The sequence below is a fragment of the Pseudomonas sp. MF4836 genome (assembly GCF_002018875.1).
In the GTDB taxonomy this organism is placed as follows: Bacteria; Pseudomonadota; Gammaproteobacteria; order Pseudomonadales; family Pseudomonadaceae; genus Aquipseudomonas.
On sequence record NZ_MVOL01000016.1, the window covers coordinates 100,026 to 126,309 of the forward strand.

At 63.0% G+C, this 26,284-nt stretch carries 28 protein-coding genes and 2 pseudogenes; 16 read left to right on the forward strand and 14 right to left on the reverse strand.

All coding sequences use genetic code 11. The features are described 5' to 3' along the window. Window positions 1-9: 9 nt before the first annotated feature. The 4 genes from MF4836_RS29540 to MF4836_RS29555 form a co-directional block, all read right to left on the reverse strand. Window positions 10-621 (reverse strand): hypothetical protein, encoded by a 612-nt coding sequence (locus tag MF4836_RS29540; protein WP_078473326.1) that lies wholly within the window; start codon window positions 619-621, stop codon window positions 10-12. A gap of 108 nt (window positions 622-729) precedes the next feature. Beyond that, window positions 730-1,218 carry a surface-adhesin E family protein gene (locus MF4836_RS29545; RefSeq protein WP_078473327.1) on the reverse strand — a complete coding sequence of 163 codons (489 nt, stop codon included), beginning with the start codon at window positions 1,216-1,218 and terminating at the stop codon, window positions 730-732. Next, entirely contained in the window at window positions 1,215-1,862 is a 648-nt protein-coding gene (locus MF4836_RS29550) for a hypothetical protein (RefSeq protein ID WP_078473328.1), read from the reverse strand. The genes MF4836_RS29545 and MF4836_RS29550 overlap by 4 nt, the downstream gene beginning before the upstream one ends. Before the next feature lie 174 nt (window positions 1,863-2,036). Continuing rightward, complete coding sequence (locus tag MF4836_RS29555) at window positions 2,037-2,384, reverse strand: hypothetical protein (RefSeq protein WP_078473329.1); 348 nt, start codon at window positions 2,382-2,384, stop codon at window positions 2,037-2,039. A gap of 161 nt (window positions 2,385-2,545) precedes the next feature. Here MF4836_RS29555 and MF4836_RS29560 point away from each other — a divergent pair, with 161 nt between their 5' ends. Next, window positions 2,546-3,256 carry a hypothetical protein gene (locus MF4836_RS29560; RefSeq protein ID WP_078473330.1) on the forward strand — a complete coding sequence of 237 codons (711 nt, stop codon included), beginning with the start codon at window positions 2,546-2,548 and terminating at the stop codon, window positions 3,254-3,256. Window positions 3,257-3,487: 231 nt separating this feature from the next. Here MF4836_RS29560 and MF4836_RS29565 read toward each other — a convergent pair whose 3' ends face one another. The 4 genes from MF4836_RS29565 to MF4836_RS29580 form a co-directional block, all read right to left on the reverse strand. Beyond that, entirely contained in the window at window positions 3,488-3,976 is a 489-nt protein-coding gene (locus MF4836_RS29565; RefSeq protein WP_201131720.1) for a hypothetical protein, read from the reverse strand. 427 nt (window positions 3,977-4,403) lie between these two features. Then, a complete protein-coding gene (locus MF4836_RS29570; protein WP_078473331.1) occupies window positions 4,404-5,378 on the reverse strand; it encodes a hypothetical protein in 975 nt (324 codons plus the stop codon). Between the two features lie 243 nt (window positions 5,379-5,621). Further along, window positions 5,622-6,008 (reverse strand): hypothetical protein, encoded by a 387-nt coding sequence (locus MF4836_RS29575; protein ID WP_078473332.1) that lies wholly within the window; start codon window positions 6,006-6,008, stop codon window positions 5,622-5,624. A gap of 255 nt (window positions 6,009-6,263) precedes the next feature. Next, window positions 6,264-6,959, reverse strand: coding sequence for a DAPG hydrolase family protein (locus MF4836_RS29580; RefSeq protein ID WP_020296166.1), 696 nt, complete (start codon window positions 6,957-6,959; stop codon window positions 6,264-6,266). A 97-nt stretch (window positions 6,960-7,056) separates the two neighbouring features. Here MF4836_RS29580 and MF4836_RS29585 point away from each other — a divergent pair, with 97 nt between their 5' ends. Beyond that, a complete protein-coding gene (locus tag MF4836_RS29585) occupies window positions 7,057-7,713 on the forward strand; it encodes a TetR/AcrR family transcriptional regulator (protein WP_078473333.1) in 657 nt (218 codons plus the stop codon). A 15-nt stretch (window positions 7,714-7,728) separates the two neighbouring features. On the opposite strand, the pseudogene MF4836_RS29590 reads toward MF4836_RS29585, so the two are convergent. The 3 genes and pseudogenes from MF4836_RS29590 to MF4836_RS29600 form a co-directional block, all read right to left on the reverse strand. Beyond that, window positions 7,729-7,941: pseudogene (locus MF4836_RS29590) on the reverse strand (nucleotidyltransferase family protein); the annotation flags it as partial. Window positions 7,942-7,996: 55 nt separating this feature from the next. After that, entirely contained in the window at window positions 7,997-8,635 is a 639-nt protein-coding gene (locus tag MF4836_RS29595; protein ID WP_078473334.1) for a helix-turn-helix domain-containing protein, read from the reverse strand. Next, on the reverse strand, window positions 8,632-8,964 hold the full coding sequence (locus MF4836_RS29600) for a type II toxin-antitoxin system HigB family toxin (protein WP_078473335.1): 333 nt from the start codon (window positions 8,962-8,964) through the stop codon (window positions 8,632-8,634). Before MF4836_RS29600 ends, MF4836_RS29595 begins: the two co-directional genes overlap by 4 nt. Before the next feature lie 317 nt (window positions 8,965-9,281). Here MF4836_RS29600 and MF4836_RS29605 point away from each other — a divergent pair, with 317 nt between their 5' ends. The 8 genes and pseudogenes from MF4836_RS29605 (at window position 9,282) to MF4836_RS29630 (ending at window position 17,679) form a co-directional block, all read left to right on the forward strand. Then, window positions 9,282-9,983 carry a response regulator transcription factor gene (locus MF4836_RS29605; RefSeq protein ID WP_078473336.1) on the forward strand — a complete coding sequence of 234 codons (702 nt, stop codon included), beginning with the start codon at window positions 9,282-9,284 and terminating at the stop codon, window positions 9,981-9,983. Further along, window positions 9,983-11,344, forward strand: a complete 1,362-nt coding sequence (locus tag MF4836_RS29610; protein WP_078473337.1) for a HAMP domain-containing sensor histidine kinase — start codon at window positions 9,983-9,985, stop codon at window positions 11,342-11,344. Before MF4836_RS29605 ends, MF4836_RS29610 begins: the two co-directional genes overlap by 1 nt. A 74-nt stretch (window positions 11,345-11,418) precedes the next feature. Further along, window positions 11,419-13,665 (forward strand): TonB-dependent siderophore receptor, encoded by a 2,247-nt coding sequence (locus MF4836_RS29615; RefSeq protein WP_078473338.1) that lies wholly within the window; start codon window positions 11,419-11,421, stop codon window positions 13,663-13,665. Between the two features lie 20 nt (window positions 13,666-13,685). After that, window positions 13,686-14,564 (forward strand): annotated as a pseudogene (locus MF4836_RS29620) (alpha/beta hydrolase); the annotation flags it as partial. 169 nt (window positions 14,565-14,733) lie between these two features. Continuing rightward, the gene (locus tag MF4836_RS35660) at window positions 14,734-14,883 is read left to right on the forward strand and encodes a hypothetical protein (RefSeq protein ID WP_178102996.1); all 150 of its coding nucleotides are present in this window, start codon (window positions 14,734-14,736) and stop codon (window positions 14,881-14,883) included. 39 nt (window positions 14,884-14,922) lie between these two features. Beyond that, window positions 14,923-16,491: a hypothetical protein gene (locus MF4836_RS29625; RefSeq protein WP_078473340.1), complete on the forward strand. Its 1,569-nt coding sequence runs from the start codon at window positions 14,923-14,925 to the stop codon at window positions 16,489-16,491. 35 nt (window positions 16,492-16,526) lie between these two features. Beyond that, window positions 16,527-16,679 (forward strand): hypothetical protein, encoded by a 153-nt coding sequence (locus tag MF4836_RS35665; protein WP_178102997.1) that lies wholly within the window; start codon window positions 16,527-16,529, stop codon window positions 16,677-16,679. A gap of 58 nt (window positions 16,680-16,737) precedes the next feature. Beyond that, window positions 16,738-17,679 carry a class I SAM-dependent methyltransferase gene (locus tag MF4836_RS29630; RefSeq protein ID WP_078473341.1) on the forward strand — a complete coding sequence of 314 codons (942 nt, stop codon included), beginning with the start codon at window positions 16,738-16,740 and terminating at the stop codon, window positions 17,677-17,679. Between the two features lie 12 nt (window positions 17,680-17,691). Here the strand turns inward: MF4836_RS29630 and MF4836_RS29635 are convergent, their stop codons facing one another. The 3 genes from MF4836_RS29635 to MF4836_RS29645 all read right to left on the reverse strand — a co-directional run bounded on the left by MF4836_RS29635 (window position 17,692) and on the right by MF4836_RS29645 (window position 20,059). Next, a complete protein-coding gene (locus MF4836_RS29635) occupies window positions 17,692-18,312 on the reverse strand; it encodes a cell wall hydrolase (protein WP_078473342.1) in 621 nt (206 codons plus the stop codon). 192 nt (window positions 18,313-18,504) lie between these two features. After that, window positions 18,505-19,356 carry a CAP domain-containing protein gene (locus MF4836_RS29640; protein WP_078473343.1) on the reverse strand — a complete coding sequence of 284 codons (852 nt, stop codon included), beginning with the start codon at window positions 19,354-19,356 and terminating at the stop codon, window positions 18,505-18,507. 91 nt (window positions 19,357-19,447) lie between these two features. Then, window positions 19,448-20,059, reverse strand: coding sequence for an NAD(P)H-dependent oxidoreductase (locus MF4836_RS29645; RefSeq protein ID WP_078473344.1), 612 nt, complete (start codon window positions 20,057-20,059; stop codon window positions 19,448-19,450). Between the two features lie 115 nt (window positions 20,060-20,174). Here MF4836_RS29645 and MF4836_RS29650 point away from each other — a divergent pair, with 115 nt between their 5' ends. The 6 genes from MF4836_RS29650 to MF4836_RS29680 all read left to right on the forward strand — a co-directional run bounded on the left by MF4836_RS29650 (window position 20,175) and on the right by MF4836_RS29680 (window position 26,283). Beyond that, entirely contained in the window at window positions 20,175-20,804 is a 630-nt protein-coding gene (locus tag MF4836_RS29650) for a TetR/AcrR family transcriptional regulator (protein ID WP_078473345.1), read from the forward strand. A 32-nt stretch (window positions 20,805-20,836) separates the two neighbouring features. Continuing rightward, the gene (locus MF4836_RS29655; RefSeq protein ID WP_078473346.1) at window positions 20,837-21,619 is read left to right on the forward strand and encodes an ATP-grasp domain-containing protein; all 783 of its coding nucleotides are present in this window, start codon (window positions 20,837-20,839) and stop codon (window positions 21,617-21,619) included. 135 nt (window positions 21,620-21,754) lie between these two features. Beyond that, complete coding sequence (locus tag MF4836_RS29660) at window positions 21,755-22,426, forward strand: GntR family transcriptional regulator (protein ID WP_043228938.1); 672 nt, start codon at window positions 21,755-21,757, stop codon at window positions 22,424-22,426. 591 nt (window positions 22,427-23,017) lie between these two features. Next, on the forward strand, window positions 23,018-23,836 hold the full coding sequence (locus tag MF4836_RS29670; RefSeq protein ID WP_078473348.1) for an ABC transporter substrate-binding protein: 819 nt from the start codon (window positions 23,018-23,020) through the stop codon (window positions 23,834-23,836). A 10-nt stretch (window positions 23,837-23,846) separates the two neighbouring features. Beyond that, entirely contained in the window at window positions 23,847-25,625 is a 1,779-nt protein-coding gene (gene lhpI, locus MF4836_RS29675) for a cis-3-hydroxy-L-proline dehydratase (RefSeq protein ID WP_078473349.1), read from the forward strand. Continuing rightward, window positions 25,618-26,283: an amino acid ABC transporter permease gene (locus tag MF4836_RS29680; protein ID WP_020296187.1), complete on the forward strand. Its 666-nt coding sequence runs from the start codon at window positions 25,618-25,620 to the stop codon at window positions 26,281-26,283. Before lhpI ends, MF4836_RS29680 begins: the two co-directional genes overlap by 8 nt. Window position 26,284: the final 1 nt, after the last annotated feature.

Below are 26,284 nucleotides of genomic sequence, written 5' to 3' on the forward strand. Positions count from 1 at the left end.
TCCTTGAACTTACTGTTTCGGCAAACGGGCGGTGGCGGTGTCGAGCAACTGCGAGACCAGTTCGGTCAGTTGCTTGGCGCCCATGGTCGGGGCCCAGTATTCACGCCCGTACAGGCCGACATTGCGCTCCAGCTTGAGCTGCTGCTTGCTGCTGGCCAGCTCCTTGCCGTCGCGGTCGACCACGACCAGGTCGCCGGCCAGGTCGAAGCTGTCGACGTAGATCGGCCCGTTGACCCAAATCCAGATGGTCAGGGTCAGCAGCGCCCCGGGGAAGTAACCCGGATGCGGCCCGCGGTGGCCCTTGAGGGAAGTCATGTTGAATTTCAGCACCACGTCGTTTTCACCAAGGCGCATCGGGTATTCGCTGACCTGATTGAAATAGGCGCCGGCCTTCACGTACTGGTTGAGCTGGCTGGTGAGCGAGCGGCTGATGGCGGTGCGGGTGGCTTCATCGATACCGGGGGCGGACACCACCACATCGGCCAGTTGCGCGGTGCGCGGGCTGGTGACCGGGGCCTGGTGCGGCGGTGCGCCAACCGGCCCGGTGACGTTGTAGGAAACACAGCCGGTCATCGACAACGTGGCGATAAGGGCCGCGGCCTTGAGCAAGGTTTTCAACACAAAACTTCCTTATTAATGGGCAAACAACATCAACGTCTCGACCCGGGGGCCGCGAACTTTAGGAAAAAACTCGGGAGAACGTGGCGCGGCCGGGCTGCGGCCGCATCGTTAATGGGTTGGGGCCTCGAACGGCGGAGCACCCAGGCGCGCCGCGTCGATGCCGCAGGCCATATTGCGCAATTCGCCCAGCAGCGATTGACGGGGGAAGCCGGCCCATTGCGGGACCTCCTCCTTGCGCATGACCTCGACGCCCTGGGCAAAGGGCTCGGAAAAATACACCCGGCCAAACTGCGCCGTTTCGTCGCGCTCACAGTTGATCACCCGGATCGCGCGGGAACTGTTGATCGGCGGTTTACCACTGAGTTGCGCCGGCTTGGCGTAATTATTGACCAGATAGAACTGCCGCAACTGCGGGTTGTTCTGATACAGGCCCAAGGAATTGGCCGCAAAGTAAGTGGCCAGCTCCGGGCTCTCCACCACCTTGAACATGCCCAAAGGCGCAGCCGGCGGCGCTTGCGGTACCGGCGCCTGCTGCACACCGCCATGGCTGCAACCGCCCAACAGCAGCACCGCGCTCAAGCACCAAAGCCGGTTCATTGGCCAGCCCCCTTCGCCATATCCGGTCGCTCCTGCTGCAGCAATCGTGCATCCACATTGCCTTGCAACGAGCAGAGCAACCGGGTCTTGCCCTCTTCAACGCTGAGCATCAGGATCTTCTCCGACGAACCCGGTGCCGGGGCAATGCCCGAAGCCGCTGCCGGGTTGTCCTGCCATGGTGCATCGGCACTGAGCTTGATCTGCGGCCGAGAAATAAAGTACTCCCCCGCCTCCTGCCAACCCGCTTGGGGCAACGCGGCCATGATCGCCTCACGGCTGGCATCGACCTCAAAACCCCAGAAGTAGTAGGTGCCCATCTCCCCCAGATCAAACACCCGGTCGTAATAGCCGGTCAGGCGCAGGCCCTGATCGTCGAAGGGCTTGGAGAACGGCTGAAGCGCAGTTTGCGTCTCACGCCGGTCAGCCACCGGCACCCAGGCCAGGCCGCGCTTGTCGTCCTGGGCCACCATCACTATCCGCGCCAGTTCGCCGCGCTGGCTGTACAGCGTTTTGAAGAATGCAGGCTGGCACTGGGTCAGGCTTTCAGTGAGGTTGGCGGCCATTGAGCTGTTGGCACAGAGGCCGAGCAGCAGCGCCAGCAATGGCTTGGCGGTGGCACGGGGAAAAAGGCGCGGCAGATCCATTGGGTGGAGGCTTCCTGATGGGGCGGAAAAATAGGCGACTTTAAACCGGTGATGGCGGCGGGACAAATTTGTCTGGGGGTGGGGGCTGTTTGCTGTACTACGAGGCTGATAACGGCAAGCGATGGATGTCCGAGCGAGGGGCTGCTTGACCAGCTCGGCCCTGCGGTTTTCGCGTTACCCGCTTCGGTGGCGTGTCGCCCATAGGGTCTGCATCACCAAAGCCGGCAGCAGATCACCTGGCCACAATGCTGTATTTCCCATGAGCAACAGCAATACCTGCTCGATCTTTGGCTGTGAATCAGTAAGTTCGCGGGCCAGGTCAGTAGCAACGTATCCATGCAATTCAACTTGACCGGTTTTAACTATCGGTGCTTTCAGTTCTCTGGCCAAAAACAGCGTCGTCGTAATTTGAAGCGATTTGATTTCGGCAATAAGCAGGCCGCAGACAGAGTATCCGCACAAATGAATCCGGACTTCGCGCTCAGCGCGATGTACAAACACCTGCGCCGCGTAGTTCCTCAAGATAACGCATTAGTACATCTGCCCTATTGCCTGGTGCTTTACATTGGGATCACATCTGCTCAGCTGTCACCCCGTCCTCGACGCCCAGCTTCTACGTTATTTAAACCCCTTGATGGAACTTGAAAAGGATCTGTTTTTTGAAAAGTTCAACCACTAGAAAAATGGTTTTAAGCTCGTTGATTGTTGCGGGCTCTACATGGACCGCCGCAGCGGTTGGCGCGACAGGTTCCTCGGCCCCGTGCACCAACGAAGCGGATTTCCAAACAGGCACCGTAGTGGAATATGAAAGTCGCGATAACGTGTCGCCGGTGACCAGTCGCAACAAGTCTGAAACCTTGGGTCGAAAAGACTTTGCAGGAACCAATCCGGTGGCGGTATCACACACCACGATCATGAACAGTGCACCGGTGTTTCTCACCACTACTTTTTCGCAAATCAAGGACGGCAAGTTGATTCGTTATGGTGATCGGCACGGCGTCGGCGATTCATTGACCACGACACGTTACAACCCTCCCGCCGCCACCCCGGTAGATTTTCAACCTGGGCAGACAGTCACTATCAATTACAAGAACCAGGTCGTCAGCAGCGCCGCAACGATTGATTTCGACGTGACAGAAAAGCTGACATACAACGGGCGTGAAACGATCAAGACGCCGCTCGGGACCTTCGAGACCTGTCGCTTCACCAATGAAGTTTCTACAGGACCAATGTCCGGCGATCAACCGATACAGAAGGTCATCGTCCAAAACTGGTTTGCTGCCGAGGGGCCGTATCGCGGGCAGTCAATCAAGTCAGCCAGTCGCTCTGGCACCGATGGGCAAGAGCGGGTCGTTGAAGTGATCAAGATGAGCTATGAGACTCGCGCCAACTAAACATCTCTCGTCCTGAAGCACGGAGAACAAGGACAATTCAGTTCTTCTGGATAACGGACGCACTGACGCTGTGTTTGCCACCGTTACAGTGCCTGGTTGTTTCGGAAATGTCGGCAAGGGGACGCATCACTGGATGCCGTCCCCCTTGATATCGACAAGCGAACCGCTTGGTGTGCGTTGGCGTGTTCAGGCGTCAACCTACACCGCGTGTCTTATCTGAAGTGGGATGCATCAATAAAGTTTGTAGTTATCCACCACGTCATTCACGAAGTAAATAATCAACCTAGATCCCTTGGCCTGGCCTTGACCGTTTTGAGCGCTGGCCACACTGCCGACATCATTGGCGACACCCTGGGCTTTAGACACTTGCGCCGAAGCGTCGTACAACTTCGCCCTTGCATCGTTCGAGACATATTTGTTGGCCAAGGCCATATATTTATCCAGACCTTCTTCGCTTTTATTGTAGGTCCAATTGGAGCCGTTGCTGCGACTCGCCGAATCAAGTTGCTCTTCTGCCGGAGCCCCGAACAATTGCTGCACCTGAGTCTTGGTAGTTTTACCCGAAACAATGGTTTTCTTCAGGTAAACGGCGTCGTACTTTTGTGCCCCCGGGTTCAAGGAACTCATCAAGTCGCCGGTATTTGCACAGCCTCCCAATACCCCAGTCAGCAAACAGAGTGCGAATCCGACTCTGAGTTTATTCATATATTTTAAGCGCATAGACTCACCTTGAGGTGTGTTCAGAATTGTTCAAGTCCGACCGAGTTCACGGAAGCTCACCAGCAGAGTGCAATCAATCGACTTAATGGTTTTCACTGCAGACAGACACGCAGGCGCACTTCAAATCTGACATTGGAGTAGATTCCGCGTGCGTACTGGCTACTGTGTTGGGCTTATACAGCTTATGTGGGCGGGATGAATCGATGCTATAGCACAGATGTGCTATAGGCGGCCAATATCGAACTACCTAGTATGGCGCGGCATATAATGGAGACTTGTATAACTCAAAAACTTACTTGCGCCACTGTTTACAGTGGCATTATCGAATCAGCATAAACAAAATCAAAAACATGAAGTATGAGTCACCGTTTTATCTGTTGCGATACGGCATTGAGGCCCTGAAACCCCTAGTGAAGCATCGCCTTCATCAGCCCTTGCGCCGGAAGGAGAACACGCTACCGCTGCAGCCGTTGTCGTCCCGCAGGTAGACATCGAAGGTCTTGCCGACGACGGCGTAGCTGACCGTCACGACGCCCACTTCATTGGACAGATAATTGCCCGACATCGCCGGCGCGAAATCGATCGCGTCGCGGGCGAGCAGGTAGAGATGCTCGTTATAGACGGTTGTGGCGGGCGACAGCGTCTTCAGGTGATCCTCCATTACGCTGTTGGGGGGCTGGCTGATTTGGTACTCAATGCCAGCGTTGTGGGGCTGGCTGATCTCGTACTGCATGCCCGCGTCGCGGTACGGGATCGACAGCAGCACCTTGCCCTCGACGCTCAGGCGCGTGGCGAGCGAGGTGTCCAAATTGACCGTCATGCTGTTGAGCCGGTGCAGGTCCTCGCGTGTCAGGCTCACGTCTGAGACCTCGACGTGCCCATCCTCAACCACCGAGAAGTTCGATTTCCATCGGCCCTTGTCTCGCCACGACTGCCACACGCCGCTGGGGCAGCCCGCGCCGCTGACGCTGTCGAGCACATAAGTGCCGATCGCCTGCGTGAGCATCTCGCGCTTCGAGCCCATGATGATTTCCGAGGTCTGATGCGCGTAAACGGGCAAGGGCCGGTCGCCATCGGCCGAGGCCCAGTTGCCGTCGAGCGTGTCACTGACCAGCTTGCCGGTGAAGATGCCGGTGCGTTGGCCCGCACTCCCGAACGCGTTCATCGTCAAGGTCCCTGATGGGTCGATCTCGCCGCTCAGGTAGAGATCATTGCGCTTGCCGGCAGGGCGATAGCTTCCCGTCAGCCTGCCGTCGACATTCTTGAGATTCATCGTAAACCCATGGCGATCGCCGATGCGGCCGGCGAGGGTCTTGTGGAAGTACTGAGGGTCGGCCAGCGCCGTGGTGGCGGTCATCCAGGACACAAGCACGGCGACGATCTGCAGGGCTGGACGAAACATGGAGAGCGCTCGGAATTGAAGGGGGCGCAATTGTGACACTCCGTGCCAACCGGTGACACGCGACCACGCGCGGAAATCGCTTGGCTGGAAGAAATTCTCAGCCTAGTGATCGTCAGCATGTTCGGACCAGGCTGCCACGGACCACTCCTGGCCGCAGCTGTCGTAGGGTGAACGTCAGCCAGTGGCCGAATGAAGCCAGTTAGATGCGCTTATGAAACAAGGGCACTTCAGTGTTCAGCAGCACTAAACAGAACCTGATTTAACCGCCACACCAAAGCTGACCATTACCAATAGCAGCCCAATCACGCTCCAGTGCAACACTGCCAGCTTGCGTTTAAGGGACGCTGGAAAGTGGGCTAAATCTTCGGAACTTAGCTCGCCCCTTTTCAAATAAAACGCAGGGAAGGTCACTATTCCCGCAATGCCACCTACGAGCAGAAGCTTTCCCCAAGGCCCAGCATGTCGAAGCGGAGCACGCGTCATGATGGCTGAGCAATTTTTCAGGTGTTCCAACATCAAATCCATCTTCGTATAAGCCAGGTACAAACAGCCCCCAATCCAAAGAAAAATCCCTGCCAGATCAATGAGGGCAACGGACAGGAGTAGCTTGTCGACAACGTTCAAACTCATTTGCCCGCCTCATGGATCTTCTCACCGGCCCATTCGCCTGTAGCCCTCAGGCTCTCCAGCGTAGGAGCCTGCACAGCGGGAACTGCGTGTTCCCGTATCTCTTCAGTGTCTCCGGCCCGAGCGCCAAGTGTTCAGCGATGGCGCCAGGGTTGTGTCGAGCCCCAAACCCAACAACCGACCAACCGTCGCAGCTTGTTTCCTTATCCCCCCTCATCGCCCACTGCCTGAGCGATGGGGCTGGGTACGCAACCCGGCTTACCAGCGCAACGATGGGCTTGCGTCCTTGCGTGTCTCGGCCAGGAACAGTGCTGGCAGAAACGCCGCAAGGTAGCTGAACTCCGAGTAGCAATGTTGAAGCAGCCCCAGGCCCAGTTCATCCGGTACTTCGGCTCGCGGATCGCGGCAGGAGCGGCCAAGGATGAAGCGGCTGCGCAGCACACATCCGGTATCGGTATCGCGGACGAGGTGGATCATCTCGCCATCGGTCGGGTCGCCGTTCGGGTCAAGCTCCACATCCGCGCCAAAACCGATTCTGGCGCAGATGATGGCGGACACATGCTCGCGCCGGAAGGCCTCGCGCAGCGCCGGGTCGGCAAAGACATCACGGGGATCATGGAACTTGAGGGTGGCCTCCACGGGCGGGATATCCCCCAGGGACTCCACGGCGCGAATGGTCGCCCCGATGTAATTGACCCCTCGGACCCACTGCTCGTCCCAGCCCTTGTGCTCGATATGGTCGTAGGGGTGCCACCATTTGATGTGCTCGGTGGTTTCAAAAAAGGTAAACCACCAATCGAGCATTTTGCCTTTGCAGCCGCGCAACTCATTGTGCACGCAGACCATCAGGCAGCCGTCGGGCAGCCGGGTAATGCCCATTTCAAGGTGCAGGGGTGTCGGCGACAGCATGGCCGAATGGTCGCTCCAGGGTGTCGCCAAGGTGGAAGATTTCATGCCGTGCTCCTTTTAGGTCAGGTCGCATTATTATAGAAACGCTTAGCGTTTCGCAATTACCCGATGATAAAGTCCGCCCGCCACTTCAGGAGCCTTTATGAGCAATGACATCCAGCCGGCAAAACGCGGGCGGCCGGCCCGCTCACAGGAACAGACAGTCGAGCTAATCGTGAGCGGGGCAACGCGCCTGCTGCTGAGCCAGGGTTACAGCGCGACCACCATGGAAGCCGTCGCGGCGCACTGCGGCCTGGCGAAAAAAACCCTGTACCGCTTCGCGGCCAACCGAAGTGAGCTGGTGGGCTTGGTGATTGGGTCCTGGACCCAGGGGTTTGCCGATCTGTTCGACGAAGACCCGCTCGCGGCGGACGATTTGCTTGCCGTGTTGGGCCGACTGCTGGGCGCGGTGGCGGACAGGGCGCTCAGCGACGATGCGGTCGGGCTGTTCAAGCTGCTGACCCAGGACTTTGCGGAGCGTAGCTTGGCCCTCGAGGCCTACCAGGCCAATGGCATCGAGCATGCGACCCTGCTCCTCGCCAACTGGCTGAGCAGGCAGGCGGTCAGGGGCCTGGTGACCATCGCCCAACCCCAGGTGCTGGCGCGCATGATTTTATCGCTGGTGATCGCCGAACCCTTGCGCAGAAGGGCCTTGGGCCTCGAGCTGGCGGATGACAGGGCTACCGTGGCCAGCCAGATCGAGGGCTGCATGCAGTTGCTGTCGGGGCAGGCGTTCAGCCTGAAAGCGGCGTGCCGCTAGCGCTGTTCAGCCACGGCCGATGCAGGTTCCAGCAATCAGGTAACGATCGATACCGTCACTGGCCGACTGCAATTGCGAATACGGCCGGCCAAAACGCTGGCTGAATCACAGATGGATCCGAGCCTGATTCCTGACCTCGAGAGTGGCATCCAGATCATTGCGGAGCTGTTGAGCCGAGTGGGTGACTTCGTTTTCGGCCTCCCATGACAGGTCGTCATCGAAGTAGAAGGTGATAGGCGCCGAGCGTTACTGGCGAGTGAGGCCATACCGAGCAGATGCCTGCCTAGCCCCGGGGCTGGGCTTTACTTGGCTGTCTATGGCTTTTGGAAGCCACCTGTTGGTACTCGCCGCTGTCGGCGGTTTTCTCTGGGCGCAAGGTCACAGGCTTGTCGCGAAAGCGGTTATGCACTGACGTTTTTTTGGGCTTGGGCCGAATGCTTTCGGGATGAGCGGCCTTTCCCGAGGCGGCCGACAGGAAAGCCCCGGGTTCCATCGAAAACCGCTCTGCCAGCGCGTACGCCATCTTGTGACTGATGGGCCGCGCCCCAGCGAGCACCTTGGACACCGCTGTTTTATCGCCAATTTCAGGGAGGTCCGAGCCGGTGAGCCCGAGGCTTTCCATCAGGTCCTTGATCAACTGCACCGGGGTGCAAGTCGCCGCAAACGCGGCGTTCGATTCGCGAAACTGCTCGGCGTCGCGCTGGTAGGCCAGGATTTCGTCCTCAAGCTCGACCAGGATTTTTTCCTCGACTTTGCTCAGTTCACGCCCGTCGGTGAGTTCATCGAGCAGGTGAGTCGCCCGCTCATAGTCAGCGGGGGTCTTGATGCCGTGCACAAACTCACTGCGCAGGCGTTCCAGCACCGCGTGCAGCTCGCCCAGGGTTGCGATCACGGTTTGAAGGTCATTGCGGGCTGCGCTCATCGTTTTACCCCTTTGTTTCTGGCATACCAGGCGCTGGCAACGTCGTAGTCGGCATGCGTGTAGATGTGTTTGACGTAGAACTTCTGCCGGGTGTAGTTGACCCCGCCCAGCACCCTGAGGTTATTGCCGCCTACGTCGATCACGACCCAATTCTTGGCCGCTCTTGGCTTGAACAGGTCGACCCCTTGCGGACCGAAAAGCGCTTGCAGGTCCGCGAATTCTTTCGGGCGTGCCATTCGTAAAAGGCGAAGGCAACGATCAAGCCCGGCTTTGTCGTTCGGATACAAAATCGCTGCATCGTCGAAACGTGATGGTATGAGAACGTCCATAGGCTTCCCTGTCTATAAACCCAGGCTACACTGGTTGTGTTTTTTAACAACTGCTGTTCGTCGACTGCCTGAAGCGTAAAGGGCTTGCCCTGCGCGAGGGCCACTCGGGCTGTAGCCAGCTTTGACAAGCGTCAACAGCTGCGGTGGCGGCAGCGTAAGTGCCGTGGCTGGAGCGGACAACCGGCAAACCGTCGCAGCTTGTTTCCTTATCTTCCCCCCTCCCCCTGCGGCACATCCCCACAGCCAATTGCACACCCCGGGCCCTTTCATGCATCATTCACAAATGTTAAACATTCTCATTTAAGTATCTGCCCACCATGACTCCTCATCTGCTGCTGGTCGAAGACGACGCCCGCCTGCGCAACGACCTGCACCTGCACTTTTGCCAGCGCGGTTTTTCCGTGACCGCCTGCGACAGCGGCACCCAGGGCCTGGCGGCGGCGCGTGCCGGGCATTTTGATCTGGTGTTGCTGGATATCATGCTGCCCGGCATGGACGGCCTGGCCTTGCTTGAAACCCTGCGCAGCGACCAGGACTTGCCGGTGATGCTGATGTCGGCCCTGGGGGCCGAGCAGGATCGGATCAGCGGGTTTACCCGGGGCGCCGACGATTACCTGCCCAAGCCCTTCAGCCTGGCCGAGCTGGATGCGCGGGCCGATGCCTTGTTGCGCCGCGCCGCGCGGTCCCAGCCCCAGGCGGCGCGGGCGCTGCCTCAGGCGCTGGGCAGCCTGGATTTTGACGAACTGGCGCGCGATGTGAGCCAGCAGGGCCAATACGCCGGGCTGACCGACTCCGAATACCGCTTGCTGGTTACCTTGCACGAGCACCCCGGCGAGGCGCTGAGCAAGGCCTTTCTGTACCAGAGCGTGCTGCACCGCATCTATACCCGGCTCGACCGGGGGCTGGACGTGCACGTGTGCAACCTGCGGCGCAAGTTGGCGGCGATTGGCGCCCAGCATTTGCAGATCCAGGCCGTGCGCGGCCAGGGTTATATCCTGGTGGACACGGAGCGCAGTTGATGCGGCGTCATCCGCTGTTATGGAAACTGGCGCTGCTGCAAATCAGCTTTTGCCTGCTGCTGACCTGGATTATCTGGATCTGGGGCCTGTCGGCGGAGCGTCGCACTTACTTCCTGGAGCCCGCAGACCGCCTGTACCTGGCGCAGTATGCGCAGCAGGCCGAGGCAATCTGGCGCGCCCAGGGCAGCGCCGGCGTCGAGGCGTTTCGCCAGCAGTTGGCGGACCGCGAGGACACCTGGGTCGCGGTGCTCGGCCCACGCCTGGAAAGCCTCGGCACCACGCCGCTGAACACCGAGGATTACCGCCACCTGACCTTTATGCGCAAGCTCGATTGGCCGATGAGCCGGCGCCTGCAGGATGAATTGCCCTACGTCAGCATCGCCTTCCCCGAGCAGCCGGCGCAGGGCCAACTGGTGCTGCAATTGCCGGAGCGCCTGCTGCCCCGTGGCCTTACGCCCTGGACCCACGTGCTGAGCCACGGGGTGATGCCGACCCTGCTCGCGGCCCTGCTCGGCCTGTTGCTGTACCGGCAGTTGGTGCTGCCGCTGAATCGCCTGCGGGACCGGGCCGACGCGCTGCGCGCCGATGACCTGGAGAGCGAGGGCTTGGGCACGCCACTGGTCAATCGCCATGACGAGCTGGGCGAATTGGCCCAGGCCCTGGAGCATATGGCCGAGCGCCTGCGCCAGAGCCTGGGTCAGCAGCGCCTGCTGCTGCGTACCCTGTCCCATGAACTGCGCACGCCCCTGGCGCGGCTGCGGATTGCCCATGACAGCCCGCTGCCGCCGGAGCACCTGCGTCAGCGCCTAGACCGGGAAATCAACGACATGCAGCGCCTGCTGGAAGACACCCTGGACCTGGCCTGGCTCGACACCGAACGCCCGCAACGCCCCAGCGAACCGGTGCTGATGCTCTCGGTGTGGGAGGCCCTGCGCGAGGATGCCTGCTTTGAAAGCGGCTGGGCGCCGCAGCGTCTGCGCTGCCTGCTGGGCACCGACTGCTGCGTGCAGGTGCACCTGGACAGCGTGGCCCAGGCCCTGGAAAACCTGCTGCGCAACGCCATTCGCTATTCCCCCGAGGGCGGCCAGGTCACCCTGCGGGGCTGGCGTGAAGGCGCGTATTGGCACCTGTGCCTGGAAGACCAGGGCCCGGGGGTCGCCGAAGCCGACCTGCAGCGTATGTTCCTGCCCTATCAGCGCCTGGAGTCGGCCAGCGGAGACGGTTTCGGCCTGGGACTGGCCATCGCCCGCCGCGCCATCGAGCTGCAACAGGGGCGCTTGTGGGCCAGCAATGGCACGCCGGGATTGTGCATGCACCTGCTGTTGCCGGCGGCGCCGGAGCCGAAGTGTTTAGAAAGTTAATGCGCTTTACTCTCAAATAGCAGTCATTATCATTCGTGACCTTCCTGTTTCAGGCTGACTTCCGGAGATCACCGATGTCGTTCCCTTCGCTGCGTCCTATCGCCCCTTTCCTGCTGTCCAGTTGCTGCCTGCTGCCCTTGGCCGTGCACGCCGCGGTGGAGGCCGAGAACGTCCCGCAACTGGGGCTGGAACTGCCGGTTCAGAGCATCGTCGCCACCGCCAAGGAAGAGACCAAGCAGGCACCCGGGGTGTCGGTGATTACCGCCGAAGACATCAAGAAGCGCCCGCCGGCCAACGACTTGTCGCAGATCATCCGCACCATGCCCGGGGTCAATCTGACCGGTAACTCCACCAGCGGCCAACGCGGCAATAACCGACAGATCGACATTCGCGGTATGGGCCCGGAAAACACCCTGATCCTGGTCGACGGCAAGCCGGTGGGCAGCCGCAATTCGGTGCGCTACGGCTGGCGCGGCGAGCGTGACAGCCGGGGCGACACCAACTGGGTGCCGGCCGACCAGGTGGAGCGCATCGAGGTGATTCGTGGCCCGGCGGCGGCGCGTTATGGCAACGGCGCGGCAGGCGGGGTGATCAATATCGTGACCAAGCAGGCCGGTACCCAGACCCACGGCAATGCCACGGTCTACACCTCCTTTCCCCAGCACGGCAGCGAAGGCGCGACCAAGCGCATGAGCTTTGGCCTCAATGGCTCGCTGACCGACACCCTGAGCTACCGGGTCTACGGCAATGTGGCGAAGACCGATGAGGACGACGCCGACATCAACGCCGGCCATGAGTCGGCGCGCACCGGCAACCAGGCCGGCACCCTGCCCGCCGGCCGCGAAGGGGTGCGCAACAAGGACCTCAACGGCCTGCTCAGCTGGCACCTGACTCCGGAGCAGACCCTGGACTTCGAAGCCGGCTTCAGCCGCCAGGGCAACCTCTACACCGGCGACACCCAGAACACCAACAGCAACGCCACGGTGAAGAGCCTGCTGGGCCACGAGACCAACCGCAGCTACCGCGAAAACTACTCGCTGACCCATCGCGGCGAGTGGGATTTCGGCAGCTCCATGGCCTACCTGCAATACGAAAAGACCCGCAACAGCCGGATCAACGAAGGCCTGGCCGGCGGCACCGAAGGCATCTTCAGCAACAGCGGTTTCTACACCGCGGTGCTGCGTGACCTGACCGCCCACGGCGAGGTCAACCTGCCGCTGCACGCGGGTGTCGACCAGACCCTGACCCTGGGCAGCGAGTGGGTCCAGCAAAAGCTCGACGACCCCAGCGCCAACACCCAGAGCACCAGCGAAGGCGGCAGCGTCAGCGGCCTGACCAGCAGCGGCCGCAGCACCGACTCCTCGGCGCAGATTTTCTCGCTGTTCGCCGAGGACAATATCGAGCTGCTGCCCGGCACCATGCTCACCCCGGGGCTGCGCTTCGATCACCACAGCGTGGTCGGCGACAACTGGAGCCCGTCGCTGAACCTGTCCCACGCCCTGAGCGACAGCGTGACCCTCAAGGCCGGCATTGCCCGCGCCTACAAGGCGCCCAACCTCTACCAGTTGAACCCCGACTACCTGCTCTACAGCCGCGGCCAGGGCTGCTACGGGCAGACCACCAGTTGCTACCTGCAAGGCAACACCAACCTCAAGGCCGAAACCAGCGTCAATAAAGAGCTGGGCCTGGAGTACAAGGCCGACGGCGTGGTGGCGGGCCTGACCTACTTCCGCAATGACTACAAGAACAAGGTGGAGTCGGGCCTGGGTTCCGTGGGCAGCGCCAGCGGTGGCACCGGGGCCTATGCCAACGCCGCGGTCTACCAGTGGGAAAACGTGCCCAAGGCCCTGGTCGAAGGCCTGGAAGGCACCCTGACCCTGCCCCTGGCCGAGCAACTGACCTGGAACAACAACTTCACCTACATGCTGCAATCGAAAAACAAGCAGACCGGCGACTACCTCTCGGTGACCCCGCGCTACACCCTGAATTCGATGCTCGACTGGCAGGCGACCCAGGACCTGTCGCTGCAATTGAGCGTGGCTTGGTATGGCAAGCAAACCCCGAAAAAATACGACTACCACGGCAACCCCGTGACCGGCACCTCGAGCAATCAGCTCTCGCCCTATGCCATCGCCGGCCTGAGCGGCACCTACGCCCTGACCCGCAACCTGAGCCTGACCGCCGGAGTCGACAACCTGCTGGACAAACGCCTGTACCGCGAAGGCAACGCCCAGGGCGTGACCAATATCGCCGGGGCCGGCGCCGCGACGTACAACGAACCGGGGCGCACGCTCTACACCAGCCTCACCGCGTCGTTCTGACCCGCTTGCGAGATCGCCTGATGAAACACTTTGCCCTTTGCCTCGCGCTGGCTTTGGCCCTGGCGGGCCCCACCGCCCAGGCGCAACCGGCGCCGGAACAGCCGATGGACACCCGGCTCTTGCAGCAGCCAGGCCTGGCCTACAGCTTCAACAGCCTGCTGCTGGATTCCGCCGACGGCCAGCGCCACTACCAGGTCTGGATCGGCCGCCCGCACCAGGCCGCGCCCAAGGATGGCTACCCGGTGCTGTGGATGCTCGATGGCAACGCCGCCCTCGGCGCGCTGGACGCCGGGCAGCTGCAAAAGCTCGCCGCCGGCCAGGCGCCGCTGCTGGTGGCCGTGGGTTACCAGACCCCGCTGCGCATCGAACGCACCGCACGCACCCGGGACTACACGCCCCAGTTGCCCGGAGCCGAGCAGAAAGACCCATTGACCGGCCAGCCCAGCGGTGGCGCCGAGGCTTTTCTTGAACTGCTGCGCCAACGCCTGCGCCCGGCGGTGGCGGCCCAGGCGCCCATCGACACCCATCGGCAAACCCTGTGGGGCCACTCCTACGGCGGGCTGCTGGTGCTGCACGCGCTGTTCACCCGCCCCGGTGAATTCGCCCATTACGCGGCCGCCAGCCCGTCGTTGTGGTGGGGTGATGGCGCGATCCTCGGGCAACTCCCGGGCCTGGCCCAACGCCTGGACGGCCATCCCACGCAGTTGCTGCTGATGCGCGGCAGTGCCGAGCCCGCCACCCCCCGCGGCCCGTCGACCGAACCGGCGGATGCACGGGCCCGGCAGTTGGCCGGGGAGCTGCGCCAGATCCCGGGCCTGAGCCTGGACTACCACAGCTTCGACGGCCTGAGCCACGGCGAAACCCTGGGCGCGTCGCTGGCCTATGTGATGGAGCAGTTGTACTTGCGCTGGTCGTTCAGACTGCGCGCCGGCAGCGACCTCGCTTTCGCCAGCCGGCGCCGCAGCCCCCCCCGTCAAGGCCGAAAAAAAACCGTCGCCAATTTGCGTGCAGACCGCCTCCCTCCTGCAGGATTAGACTTTTCTCACACCCCACCCCGAGGAAGTCAGCATGTCCAAACCCACTCCGGCGAAAACCCGCCAGCAGCACAATGACCGCGCCAATACCCTGAACCCCAATCGCGGGACTTCCGGCAACAACCCGGAAAACGCCAAGGCCCACGGCAATCGCGGCAAGCAACTGAACCCCAACCAGGCCTGACGCGAACTGCGTATCAGCCTCCCACGACAAGGGACTGTCATGACCACGACTATCCGTTTTGCCGCACAAGGTGAACTGATCAGCCTGATGTTTGCCGCCTTTGGCATCCTGCCCCGTAGAGCAGCGCAGCGCAGCGAGGGCCTGGATGAGACCTGGAAAAAGTCTGTGCAAAAACAGCTGCAACGCTTGAATCGGGAAGAAGGCGCATTGACCTCGAACCTGGCCAGCGCCATCGACCTGTTCAGCCGCAAGCTGTACACCTACCTGCCCACCGATACCCGGGTGGTGGGCTGTACTGGCGAAGTCTTGAGCGACTTGTATGAGACCTATAACGAGCTGATCAAAAACGAGGGCACCTTTCTCGATCAGGCCCAGACCCTGCGCTACTTCATCACGGTCGAGGCGATTCCGGCCCTGGCCTTGTCCCTGACCAAGCACGGCATGACGTACCGCCTCGGTGACCTGAGGCTGTGCACCCCGGACGACGAGTGGTGGTATTTGCCGTCATGGAATGCCAAGGGCCAGATCTGCCTGCCCCTGGAAAAGGTCATGCGCTGGGCCTATCGCCTGTGTCGGCTGTCCCAGACGCGCTTTCATAACCCGCCCCAGTTGCAGGAGGATGAAAAAGCCGAGCGGCGCCTGAAAAGCGCCGTCCGCTGGGTACGGGGCAAGAACGTACCGTCGCTGTCGGAACTGCACACGAACTTCAGCGACTCGTTCGACAACCTGGCACGCCATGGCCACCTCATCAGCGAGGCGGTACAAGACAGCATCCGCACGGCCCTGGTCTTCGCCCGTAGCGGCAGCTTCTTGATCAAGGCCCTGGTCGAGCAGTACGGCACGGAGTATGTGCAGCAGAGCTGTCATCAATACCAGTGCCACATCACGCGGCTGGCCGAAGACCTCCAGGGTTTCAAGGACCAGGCGAACGCCATGCTGGAGCAGGCGCCGGCGCCTTATGACCGGCGCCAGTTATGGGACAACGCCTGCGTCAACTATTGGCACGACGCCTACCAGAGGCTCAAGGGTGCCCAGCACGCCATCGGCCAGCGCCAGGAACAAGGCGGCCACGGTGCGCTGGCCGATGCCGAGTTGCAGGCCCTGGCCCGGGATTACGGAAAATTCAACGTCGGCATGGTTCTCGATCGCCTCGAACACCTGCGGCACTACTCGGCACCGGAACACTTCGCGCACCTGCTGTATGCGGGGTTCGACCTCAAGCGCGCGCCGGACACCTGCTGGGCCGACATCGACGCCTACGCCAGCGAACTGCAGCGCCACGGCCTGAGCCAGCACCTGTGCTGGATGGAGCCCTGGCTGCGGGCCGCCTACCACTACCGGCGAGAGGACTACGCCGCCGCCCTGGGCTATTACCAGACAGCGTTCGACCTGGCCAAGTACCGCGCCGGCAAAAACCAGTACCCGCTGGTCAATCAATACATCGAGGTCGCGGCCAAACAGGACGCCGCCGTCAAGTTCAGGCAGGGCATCGAATGGGCCCAGTACCTGGGGCTCCAGGTCAGATGGCTGCGGGACGATGAACCGACCCCCGAAAAGCTGGAGTTCGTGCGCTACATGCACAAGATCGCCCGCTACGCCCAGCTGTAACCCATCCGCTGTATCGACCAAACCGGAGTTTGCCCATGGCTTATTACCTCTACCAATGCGCCCAGTGCTACACCACCCTGTATGGCGACGCCCTGCCCGCCGGCGCGGCCTATACCTCCATCGTCAACGGCGAGCTGTGCTCCAGTTGCCAGGCACAGCAGGATCAGGATGAATATGACGACGACTAAGGTCCGAGCGGCATTTGTGTTTAAAATGCCGCCCCCTGCCCTTTGCCGACCCCACCCGATGACCCCAGACGCCCTCGCTACCCTGCACGCCCATCTGCTCGACGCCCTGGCCACCCCGCCGACCGAGACCCGCCGCCTGTTCCATGGCCGCGGGCGCTGCTGGCCAGGGCTGGAGCAGGTGACGGTGGACTGGATGCAAGGGCTGGTGCTGGTGTCGCTGTTCAAGGAGCCCGAGCCCGGGCAACTGGACGCGCTGATTCAGCTGCTGCTGGGTATCAGCACCTCGCCGACGTGGCAGGCCTCGGGCGCCAGCCATTTGCTGCTGCAACATCGCTACCTGCCGGACAGCAGCGCGCAATGGCTGCTGGGCGAGGCGCTGGATGAGCTGACACTGGAAGAAGAAGGCCTGCGCTATCGGGTGGACCTGGGGCGCAAGCAGAACAACGGATTGTTCCTGGACATGCGCTACGGGCGCAACTGGGTCCGGGAAAACACCCAGGGCAAGCGCGTGCTCAACCTGTTCGCCTACACCTGCGGTTTCTCCGTGGCCGCCATCGAGGGCGGTGCCAGCCACGTGGTCAACCTCGACATGTCGCGCCCGGCCCTGAGCCGTGGCCGCGACAACCATCGGCTCAATGGCCACGACCTGAGCCGGGTGAGCTTTCTGGGGCATGACTTGTTCAAGTCCTGGGCCAAGGTCAAGAACGGCGGACCCTATGACCTGGTGATCATCGACCCGCCGTCGTTTCAAAAAGGCAGCTTTCTGTTGAGCAAGGATTACCCAAGGGTGCTGCGACGGCTGCCGGAGCTGCTGACAAGCCAGGGCACCCTGCTCGCGTGCATGAACGACCCGGCCTTCGGCCCTGAGTTCTTGATCGACGGCGTGACCCGCGAGGCGCCGGGCCTGCATTTTCAACGGCGCCTGGACAACCCGCCGGAGTTCCCGGATATCGAGGCCGAAGCCGGCCTCAAGGCGCTGCTCTTTACCCTCGGGGATTAAACCCGACCGGCTTCAGCGGGCATCGCCGTCACGGGGTTTATAGAAGCTGAATTTGCCGATCTTGGCCGTCTTCACGTATTCCCTGGCCCAGGCCGGCGAAGCGCTGCTGTCATGGAAATACATGGCGCCGTGGGTGCGATCCGGCAGTTGCTGGTTCAGGGCCTTGCGCGCGATTTCCTTGGCGACGGCGTACGGCGCGTCCTCTTCGACCTGGTCCGAACGCCCGTCGCACCACCAGGAAAACTGGCAGGCATGCTGCTCCGAACCCTGCTTGACCACCTCGCACACGGTGTCCGGAAAACCCTTGTGCCCCAGGCGATTGACCACCACATTGGCCACCGCTTCCATGTCGTCCGAGGTGCCGCCCTTGGCTTCCCAATAGATGCTGCGGGCGAGGCAGGTCAGGGCGTCGTCCAGCGGCGCCGCACCGGCCGGGTCCACCGCCTGGGCCTCACTCTGACTGATGGCCTCGACCTTGGCCGGTGGCGGTTCGCTGCCCTTGGCGGCGGCTTTCTGTTCCAGGACTTCGGCTTTGTCGACCGCGACCTGGGCGGCGGGTGCCTGATCGGCGGCAAAGACCTGGCTCGCGCAAAGCGTGAGGGCCAGGCAGGTGGCGACTAATAAGGGCTGCATGATCGAACCTTCCGGCTGCTACACAAGGGCCGCCGGGGCGGCGCAGTCTGCAGGCTGGTGGCCGTGGGTGGGCGGGCAATCGCCCAGTGCTCGACCGGGCTCATAGAATCGACACTGGCGGCGCACGATCATTCCACCCTGCCCGAAAAAACCTTGGCCATCCGGTGCCGCAAACGCCCGGGAGCCGGGGGCTCAGGGCGCGCCGAACAGCGCGGTCCAGTAGATCCCCGCGTCGCTTTTCGGGTCCACGGCGTAGGCCGCGCCCAATTCGCGAAAGGCCGGGTTCATCAGGTTGGCGCAGTGCCCGGGGCTGGTCAGCCAGCCGTCGAGCACCTTGCGCGCCGAATCCTGGCCGGCGGCGATGTTCTCGCCGATCTGCCCGCCGGCATACCCCGCCAGCTCGGCCCGATCCCCCGGGGTGCGGCCGTCGCGGTCCTTATGATCAAAAAAGTTCTGGTTGGCCATGGCCCGGCTATGACCTTCGGCAGCAGCCCCCAGTTGCGCGTTCCAGGCCAGCGGCGCGCTGGCGGCAAAGGCCTGGGCCCCGCATTGGCGAGGCTGGGCGCGGGCCGCGTTGAGCAACTGCAACAGCTGTTGCCCTTCTGCCTGCCAGTCTCCGAGGCGCGCCGCCAGCAATGGCCGGGCAAGGACGATGCGCCATTCACGGCCTTCGCGGCTGACGCCGATGTCGACAAACTGCGGGTCGAGCACCACCTGGCAGAAGCTTTCCTGCACCGCCTGCATCGCCGCGGCGGCATCCCGTGGCCCGGACAAGCTGATGGCCTGCACATTGACCATGGGGTACGCGGCCCGGGTCAGGGCCTGCTGCAAATCACCGACACTGCCGGCAGACAGTACCAGGCGCGGGTCGCTGGTCAGCGGCGGCAGCTCGTGGGACACCTGGCCAGCGCAGCGCTGGAGCTGGCCGCGGTAGCTGTTGATCGACTGCACCAACTGCGCCTCGTCGGCGGCCATGGCCGGGGCGGCCAGCAACAGGCCGATGGACACCAGGGCCAGGCGCCCGAGGGATGAGATGACGTGCATGAAAACCTCCGTGGGCTGAGTGCGCCCATGATGCGCGATCTCCCCCCGGGCGGTGCAAGGGCTTTTCAGCCCATGGCGCCAGTGCGCGGGGTCAGTGCGCGTGGGCGGCGGACGCTGGCGCCTGGACGAACAGCTCCAGCCCCAGGTTGCGGGCAAGATCCAGGTGCGGGCGGGGGTCGCGGCTTTCCGAGTCGAGCAGCAAGTGCGAGCTGGCGACGCGGGCGCCGCAGTAATCAAAGATGCCGTGGTCGATCTGGGTCTGCATCGCCTTGGCATAACCATGGCGCTCGAAGGTGCCGGCGTCGGCGCCGCCCAGGGCCAGCAGGTGCACGTTCAGGTGGCGCAGTTTTTTCAGCAGCTTGGCCTCGGGGCTGTAATCAAAGGCCCAGCCGTTGGCGAACACACGGTCGATCCAGCCCTTGAGCAGCCCCGGCATCGACCACCAGTACACCGGGTAGACCAGCACCAGCGCGTCGGCGCCGTCGATTCGGACCTGCTCGGCGGCAACATCGGCCGGCGGCGCGACCTGCTGGCGGTGCACCGCGTGGTCACCGGGGTTGAACCTGGGGTCGAAACCCTGGGCCGACAGGTCGGCGATTTCCCAGGTATGTCCTGCTTCGGCCAGACCAGCGGCAACCTGCGCCGCCAGGCTGTGGGTCAGGGACATCGGGTCGTGATGGGCGACAACGATCAGGGCATGCATGGTTCAGGCTCCACAGAGGTTGAAAGGCAGATTGAGGGCACGGGGTCGGCCCTATACACTGCGCAAGCTACGATTAGTAAGTTAATCACCATAAGTTACTTTTGGTATATAAGTCATGTCAAGCGATCTCAACCCGCCACCGTCCGAAACCGCCCCGCCTCGTCGCCGCCTGACGCGGGAAGATCGCCTGCGCCAGCTGCTCGACGTCGCCTGGCAACTGGTCCGCGAGGAAGGCACCGAAGCCCTGACCCTGGGCCGGCTGGCCGAGCAGGCCGGGGTGACCAAGCCGGTGGTGTATGACCACTTCAGCACCCGGCCGGGGCTGTTGGCGGCGCTGTACCAGGACTTCGATCAACGCCAGACCGCCGTGATGGACGCCGCCCTGGAGCGCAGCGAAGCCACCCTCGACAGCCGCGCCCGGGTGATCGCCGCGTCCTATGTGGCCTGTGTGTCGCTGCAGGGGCGGGAGATCCCCGGGGTGATCGCGGCCCTGGCCAGTTCGCCGGAGCTGGAGCAGATCAAGGGTGAATACGAGGCGATCTTCATCGAAAAATGCCGCCGCGCCCTGGCTCCGTTCGCCGCTGGCAACGGTATCGGCGACGCCCCGCTGCGGGCCATGCTCGGCGCCGCCGAAGCCCTGTCCCACGCGGCCGCGAACGGTGAGATCAGCGCCCTGCAAGCCGAAGACGAATTGTTTGAAATCATCCGCGCCCTGGTCCAGCGAAGCGCCGCTGGCAGCCAGTGACCCGCGCCCTTTTTCCAGCGGCGGAGCACGCCATGCATTTACTGTATCCAAGCGACCCGTTTGATCCGAAGCAGGTCGACGAGACCTATCAGGACGAATATGCCGCCGCCCGGGCCCTGGGCCTGGAGGCTTCGCTGTTCTGTTTCGAAGACTTCGAGGCCGGCCGGCTCAAGGCACACCCGGCCATTCCCGAGGGCAGCACGGTGCTGTATCGCGGCTGGATGCTGACGCCGCCGGTGTACATCAGCTTGGTCGAAGCCCTGCGCGTCCTGGGTGCCACGGCGTTGACCGATCCCGCTCAATACCGGCGTTGTCACCACCTGCCGGAGTGGTACCCGTTGCTGACCGAGCACACCAGCGAGACCCGGGTGCTGCCCGCCGACGCCGACTTCACCCAGGCCCTGCATGGGCTGGACTGGCCGGGGTATTTCATCAAGGACTATGTGAAATCCCTCAACACCGCTGGTGGGGCGCTGGTGGCGAACGTGGCGCAGATCGCCCGACTGGTGGAGCAGATGCGCCAGTACCGCGGGCAGATAGAAGGCGGCGTGTGCGTCAGAAAGCGCGAGGATTACCTTGAGCACACCGAGCGGCGCTACTTTGTCGCCAGAGGCCGGGCCTACGGCGCCGATGGCGAGGTGCCGGCGCTGGTGCAACGTTGCGCGCGGTTGATCGACAGCCCCTTTTTCTCGGTGGATGTGGTGCAGCGCGCTGACGGTGTACTGCGCCTCGTCGAGTTGGGCGATGGCCAGGTGTCGGATCGCAAGGAATGGACCGCCGAGGGTTTCGCCCAGGTGCTCAAGACGCTCGGCTGAGGCTCGGGTCAGCGACGCCAAGGGGTAGGACCAGACCGAAACCGACCTGGTCGCTACCGTTGGCGACCCGTGCGAACAACGCCTGGAGCAAATTCGTATACCATATCCCCCATCTCCTTTCGAACGACCGCCATTGTGAACCTACCTCGACTCAACGCCCCGGACCTGGGCAACACGCCCTCCACCTCAGAGATCATCACCCGGCATCTGCGCGACGCCATCGTCGCCGGGCATTTCGACGAGGACGAGCCGATTCGCCAGGACGATATCGCCCGTCAGTTCAACGTCAGCAAGATCCCGGTGCGCGAGGCCCTCAAGCGCCTGGAAGCCGAGGGTCTGGTGATGTTCCAGCGCAACCGCGGGGCCATGGTCACGCGGATCTCGGAAGCGGAACTGGCGCAAATGTTCGAGGTGCGCATGCTGCTTGAAGACAAGGCACTGCGCTTGGCGATCCCCAACATGACCGAAGAGACCTTCGCCCGGGCCGAGCGGATCTGCCAGGAGTTCATCGGCGAAAACGACGTCGGGCGCTGGGCCGAACTCAACTGGGAGCTGCACGCCTGCCTGTATGAACCGGCGCAACGGCCGTTTCTGGTGAGCCTGATCCGCTCGGTCAACGACAAGCTGGAACGCTACCTGCGCATGCAGATGAGCCTCTCGGCCGGCAAGGACCGCGCCGACCACGAACACCGGGAAATCCTCCAGGCCTGCCGCGACGGCAACGTCGAACAGGCCGTGGCCCTGCTGGACGAACACATCGCCGGCGTCTGCAAGACCCTGTTCGAACACCTGCCTTGTGCGCATTGACGGCCAGCCGTTGCGGCACTGCGTAAAGACCTGAGATCCACGGCGCCCATGCCGGCCTCGCGCGCTCGGCAGCGGCTACAGCCCGATGTCCCTGACACCCTGTAGCCGCTGCTGCCAGACGGCGCTGGCCCGCAACACCGCCGCATAAATCCCCTGACACTCTGCGGCGTCCACCCCGACCAGCGCCGCCTCGCGGGCTCGGCAGCGACTCCAGCTCGATGCCCCCCGCATGCCCCTGACACCCTGTAGCCGCTGCCGCCAGGCTGCACTCGCCCGCGATACCACCGCATAAATCCCCTGACACTCCACGGCGCCCAAGCCGGCCTCGCGCGCTCGGCAGCAGCTACGGGCGGTGTTCCTTTAATGGGCGTCGCGGGGAGTGGTTGCTCCCTTATGTAACACCACGGCTGCACCGACTTTAGACCGGTGGCGCCACTGAAGCGGGTCTAGCGGGGTGCAACGGCTCTCCGGCAAGGATCGGTGAATTAATTCCAGGTAACGGGGAAAAACAGGCACGCCCATTGCTAATAAAATATCGTATACGAAATTCACAATACGATTGCCCCCCACCTTTGCGCTAACGAGGCACCTATGAAAAACCCCGCTTTTGCCGTAGCCCTCACCGCCGTTCTCAGCAGTTCCTTTATCGCCACCGCCCAGGCCGACAAGCTCGATGACATCATCGGCTCCGGCAAGCTGCGCTGCGCGGTGACCCTGGACTTCCCGCCCATGGGTTTTCGCGATGAAAGCAACAAGCCCGCCGGCTTTGACGTCGATTACTGCAATGACTTGGCAAAAGTCCTCGGGGTGGATGCCGAGGTGGTGGAAACACCCTTCCCCGACCGGATCCCGGCCCTGGTCTCGGGCCGCGCCGATGTGATTGTCGCCTCGACTTCCGACACGCTGGAGCGCGCCAAGACCGTCGGCCTGACCGTGCCCTACTTCGCCTTCCAGATGGTGGTGCTGACCCGGGACAACACCGGTATCAACAGCTTCGACGACATCAAGGGCAAGGCCCTGGGCAACACCAGCGGCACCTATGAAGCCATTGCCCTGGAGAAAGACGTCAAGCAATGGGGCAGCGGTAGTTTCCGCGCCTATCAGTCGCAGAACGACACCATCCTCGCCGTCGCCCAAGGCCATATCGACGCCACCGTGGTCACCAACACCGTGGCCGCCGCCACCCTCAAATCCGGCAAGTACAAGAACCTGAAAATCGCCGGTAACGCACCCTATGTGGTGGATTACGTGTCCCTGGGTGCCAAGCGCAACGAGTACGGGCTGATCAACTACCTCAACCTGTTCGTCAACCAGCAGGTGCGCACCGGGCGCTACAAGGAGCTGTTCGTGAAATGGGTCGGCAGCGAGATCCCGCCCACCGACCTGACCGTGCCAAAGGTCTACTACTAAGGTGACCGGCATGCCCAGCACGCCCACTGCCCTGAGCGGTCGCAGTCTGGTAGCGGGGGCCGCCCAAGGCCCCCTGCTGTTCGCCGAAGTCGGGCTGAGCTTCTGGGGCGGGGTCGACCCGGTCAGCGGCGAAGTCATCGATCGGCATCACCCCTTGAGCGGCGAGTGCCTGGCCGGCCGGGTGCTGGCCATCCCCAGCGGCCGCGGCTCGTGCACCGGCAGCAGCGTGCTGATGGAGCTGATCAGCAATGGCCATGCACCGGCCGCTCTGGTGCTGGCCGAGGCCGATGAGATCCTGACCCTGGGCGTGCTGGTGGCACAGACCATTTTCCAGCGTTCCCTGCCGGTGCTGTGCATCGGCCGGGAGGCCTTCGCCACCTTGCGCGGCAGCGCGTTCGCCCGGGTTGAAGGCGATGCGCTGAGCCTGTTCGCGCAAGCACCGCCGGCCCTGGCCCCGTACCGCGACAGCCCGCAACCCGACACCCGGCCAACCTCGATCACACTCACCGCCCATGACCAGGCGCTGCTCGCCGGCACCCACGGCAAGGCCGCCCAGGTGGCGATGCAGATCGTGCTGCGCATGGCCGAGCTGCAAGGTGCACGCAGCCTGGTGGATGTGACCCAGGCCCATATCGACGGTTGCATCTATACCGGGCCGGCCAGCCTGCGGTTCGCCGAACAACTGGTGCAATGGGGTGCACAGGTGCGGGTCCCGACCACCCTCAATTCGATTTCCGTGGACCAGCGCCGCTGGCGCGAACTGGGCATCGACGCCGCCCTCGGCGAACCCGCCAGTGCCCTGGGCGATGCCTATATGGCCATGGGCGCGCAACTGAGTTTCACCTGCGCGCCCTACCTGCTGGACAGCGCCCCCAAGGCCGGCGAACAGATTGTCTGGGCCGAATCCAACGCCGTGGTGTACGCCAACAGCGTGCTCGGCGCACGCACCCTGAAATACCCGGATTACCTGGACATCTGCATTGCCCTCAGCGGCCGCGCGCCCCTGGTCGGCTGCCACCTGGACGCTCAGCGCAAGGCCCGCCTGCAGATCGAGCTGCCGCCATTGGCCGCCCTCGACGACGCCTTCTACCCGCTGCTGGGTTATCACATCGGCAACCTGGCCGGCAGCCGCATCCCCCTGGTGCTGGGGCTGGAACGGGCGCAGCCCAGTCTCGACGACCTCAAGGCTTTCGGCGCCGCCTTTGCCACCACGTCGGCGGCGCCGCTGTTCCATATCGCCGGGGTCACCCCCGAGGCGCTGGACCCGGCCCAGGTGCTGGAACCGGGCGTGGCGCTGCCGGTGGAGCGCATCCAGCTCGCCGACCTGCGCGCCAGTTGGGCCGAGCTCAACAGCGCCAGGAATCCCCAGGTGGACGTGGTGTCCCTGGGCAACCCGCACTTTTCCGCCAGCGAGTTCGCCACCCTGGCTCGGCTGTGCCAAGGCCGGCATAAACACCCCGGGGTGGTGCTGGCGATCACCTGCGGCCGGGCTGTGCTGGAACAGGCCCGCGCCGCCGGGGACATCGCAGCGCTGGAGGCATTTGGCGCGACCCTGATCACCGACACCTGCTGGTGCATGCTCGGCGAACCGGTGATCCCGCCCGGCGCCCGCACCCTGATGACCAACTCCGGCAAATACGCCCACTACGCCCCCGGGCTGGTAGGCCGCCCGGTGCATTTCGCGAGCCTGGCCGACTGTGTCGACAGCGCCTGCACCGGTAACGCCAGCGGCCGCCTGCCGGCCTGGCTCGAACCCGTCGCCCCCCTGGAGAGCCCCGCGCATGTTTGACTACACCTTCCAATGGCGCTCGGCGCTACGGGCCTTGCCCGACATGCTGGCCGGTGCCCTGGTGACCTTCGAGACCGCCGCGCTGTCGATGATCTTCGGCGTGCTGATCGCCCTGGCCCTGACGGTGATGCGTGAAGCCCGGCAGCCGGTGCTGCGCGGCATCGGCAACGCCTGGGTGTCGATCGCCCGCAACACGCCGTCGCTGTTCCAGATCTACATCCTGTATTTCGGCCTCGGCTCCCTCGGGCTGCACGTCAGTTCCTGGTTCGCCCTGCTGGCCGGGATCACGTTCAACAATGCCGGCTACCTGGCCGAGAACTTTCGCGGCGGGCTCAAGGCCGTGCCCACGACCCAGGTCCGCGCGGCACGCTCCCTGGGCATGAGCGCGTTCCAGACCTACCGCATGATCATCGTCCCGCAGTTGCTGAGGGTGGTGTTCTACCCCCTGACCAACCAGATGGTGTGGGCGGTACTGATGACCTCGCTGGGGGTGATCGTCGGGCTCAACAACGACCTCACCGGCGTGACCCAGGACTACAACGTCAAGACGTTCCGCACCTTCGAGTACTTCGCCATCGCGGCGGTGCTCTATTACCTGATTTCCAAGCTGATCGTCGCGGTAGCCCGGCTGTTGGCCTGGCGCCTGTTCCGTTACTGAG

Bases quoted from the DNA above. Each gene is read 5' to 3' on its own strand.
- MF4836_RS29545 (WP_078473327.1), bottom strand. From the start codon at position 1,218: ATGAACCGGCTTTGGTGCTTGAGCGCGGTGCTGCTGTTGGGCGGTTGC.
- MF4836_RS29550 (WP_078473328.1), bottom strand. From the start codon at position 1,862: ATGGATCTGCCGCGCCTTTTTCCCCGTGCCACCGCCAAGCCATTGCTG.
- MF4836_RS29560 (WP_078473330.1), top strand. From the start codon at position 2,546: ATGGTTTTAAGCTCGTTGATTGTTGCGGGCTCTACATGGACCGCCGCA.
- MF4836_RS29565 (WP_201131720.1), bottom strand. From the start codon at position 3,976: ATGCGCTTAAAATATATGAATAAACTCAGAGTCGGATTCGCACTCTGT.
- MF4836_RS29570 (WP_078473331.1), bottom strand. From the start codon at position 5,378: ATGTTTCGTCCAGCCCTGCAGATCGTCGCCGTGCTTGTGTCCTGGATG.
- MF4836_RS29575 (WP_078473332.1), bottom strand. From the start codon at position 6,008: ATGAGTTTGAACGTTGTCGACAAGCTACTCCTGTCCGTTGCCCTCATT.
- MF4836_RS29580 (WP_020296166.1), bottom strand. From the start codon at position 6,959: ATGAAATCTTCCACCTTGGCGACACCCTGGAGCGACCATTCGGCCATG.
- MF4836_RS29585 (WP_078473333.1), top strand. From the start codon at position 7,057: ATGAGCAATGACATCCAGCCGGCAAAACGCGGGCGGCCGGCCCGCTCA.
- MF4836_RS29595 (WP_078473334.1), bottom strand. From the start codon at position 8,635: ATGAGCGCAGCCCGCAATGACCTTCAAACCGTGATCGCAACCCTGGGC.
- MF4836_RS29600 (WP_078473335.1), bottom strand. From the start codon at position 8,964: ATGGACGTTCTCATACCATCACGTTTCGACGATGCAGCGATTTTGTAT.
- MF4836_RS29605 (WP_078473336.1), top strand. From the start codon at position 9,282: ATGACTCCTCATCTGCTGCTGGTCGAAGACGACGCCCGCCTGCGCAAC.
- MF4836_RS29610 (WP_078473337.1), top strand. From the start codon at position 9,983: ATGCGGCGTCATCCGCTGTTATGGAAACTGGCGCTGCTGCAAATCAGC.
- MF4836_RS29615 (WP_078473338.1), top strand. From the start codon at position 11,419: ATGTCGTTCCCTTCGCTGCGTCCTATCGCCCCTTTCCTGCTGTCCAGT.
- MF4836_RS35660 (WP_178102996.1), top strand. From the start codon at position 14,734: ATGTCCAAACCCACTCCGGCGAAAACCCGCCAGCAGCACAATGACCGC.
- MF4836_RS29625 (WP_078473340.1), top strand. From the start codon at position 14,923: ATGACCACGACTATCCGTTTTGCCGCACAAGGTGAACTGATCAGCCTG.
- MF4836_RS35665 (WP_178102997.1), top strand. From the start codon at position 16,527: ATGGCTTATTACCTCTACCAATGCGCCCAGTGCTACACCACCCTGTAT.
- MF4836_RS29630 (WP_078473341.1), top strand. From the start codon at position 16,738: ATGACCCCAGACGCCCTCGCTACCCTGCACGCCCATCTGCTCGACGCC.
- MF4836_RS29635 (WP_078473342.1), bottom strand. From the start codon at position 18,312: ATGCAGCCCTTATTAGTCGCCACCTGCCTGGCCCTCACGCTTTGCGCG.
- MF4836_RS29640 (WP_078473343.1), bottom strand. From the start codon at position 19,356: ATGCACGTCATCTCATCCCTCGGGCGCCTGGCCCTGGTGTCCATCGGC.
- MF4836_RS29645 (WP_078473344.1), bottom strand. From the start codon at position 20,059: ATGCATGCCCTGATCGTTGTCGCCCATCACGACCCGATGTCCCTGACC.
- MF4836_RS29650 (WP_078473345.1), top strand. From the start codon at position 20,175: ATGTCAAGCGATCTCAACCCGCCACCGTCCGAAACCGCCCCGCCTCGT.
- MF4836_RS29655 (WP_078473346.1), top strand. From the start codon at position 20,837: ATGCATTTACTGTATCCAAGCGACCCGTTTGATCCGAAGCAGGTCGAC.
- MF4836_RS29670 (WP_078473348.1), top strand. From the start codon at position 23,018: ATGAAAAACCCCGCTTTTGCCGTAGCCCTCACCGCCGTTCTCAGCAGT.
- lhpI (WP_078473349.1), top strand. From the start codon at position 23,847: ATGCCCAGCACGCCCACTGCCCTGAGCGGTCGCAGTCTGGTAGCGGGG.
- MF4836_RS29680 (WP_020296187.1), top strand. From the start codon at position 25,618: ATGTTTGACTACACCTTCCAATGGCGCTCGGCGCTACGGGCCTTGCCC.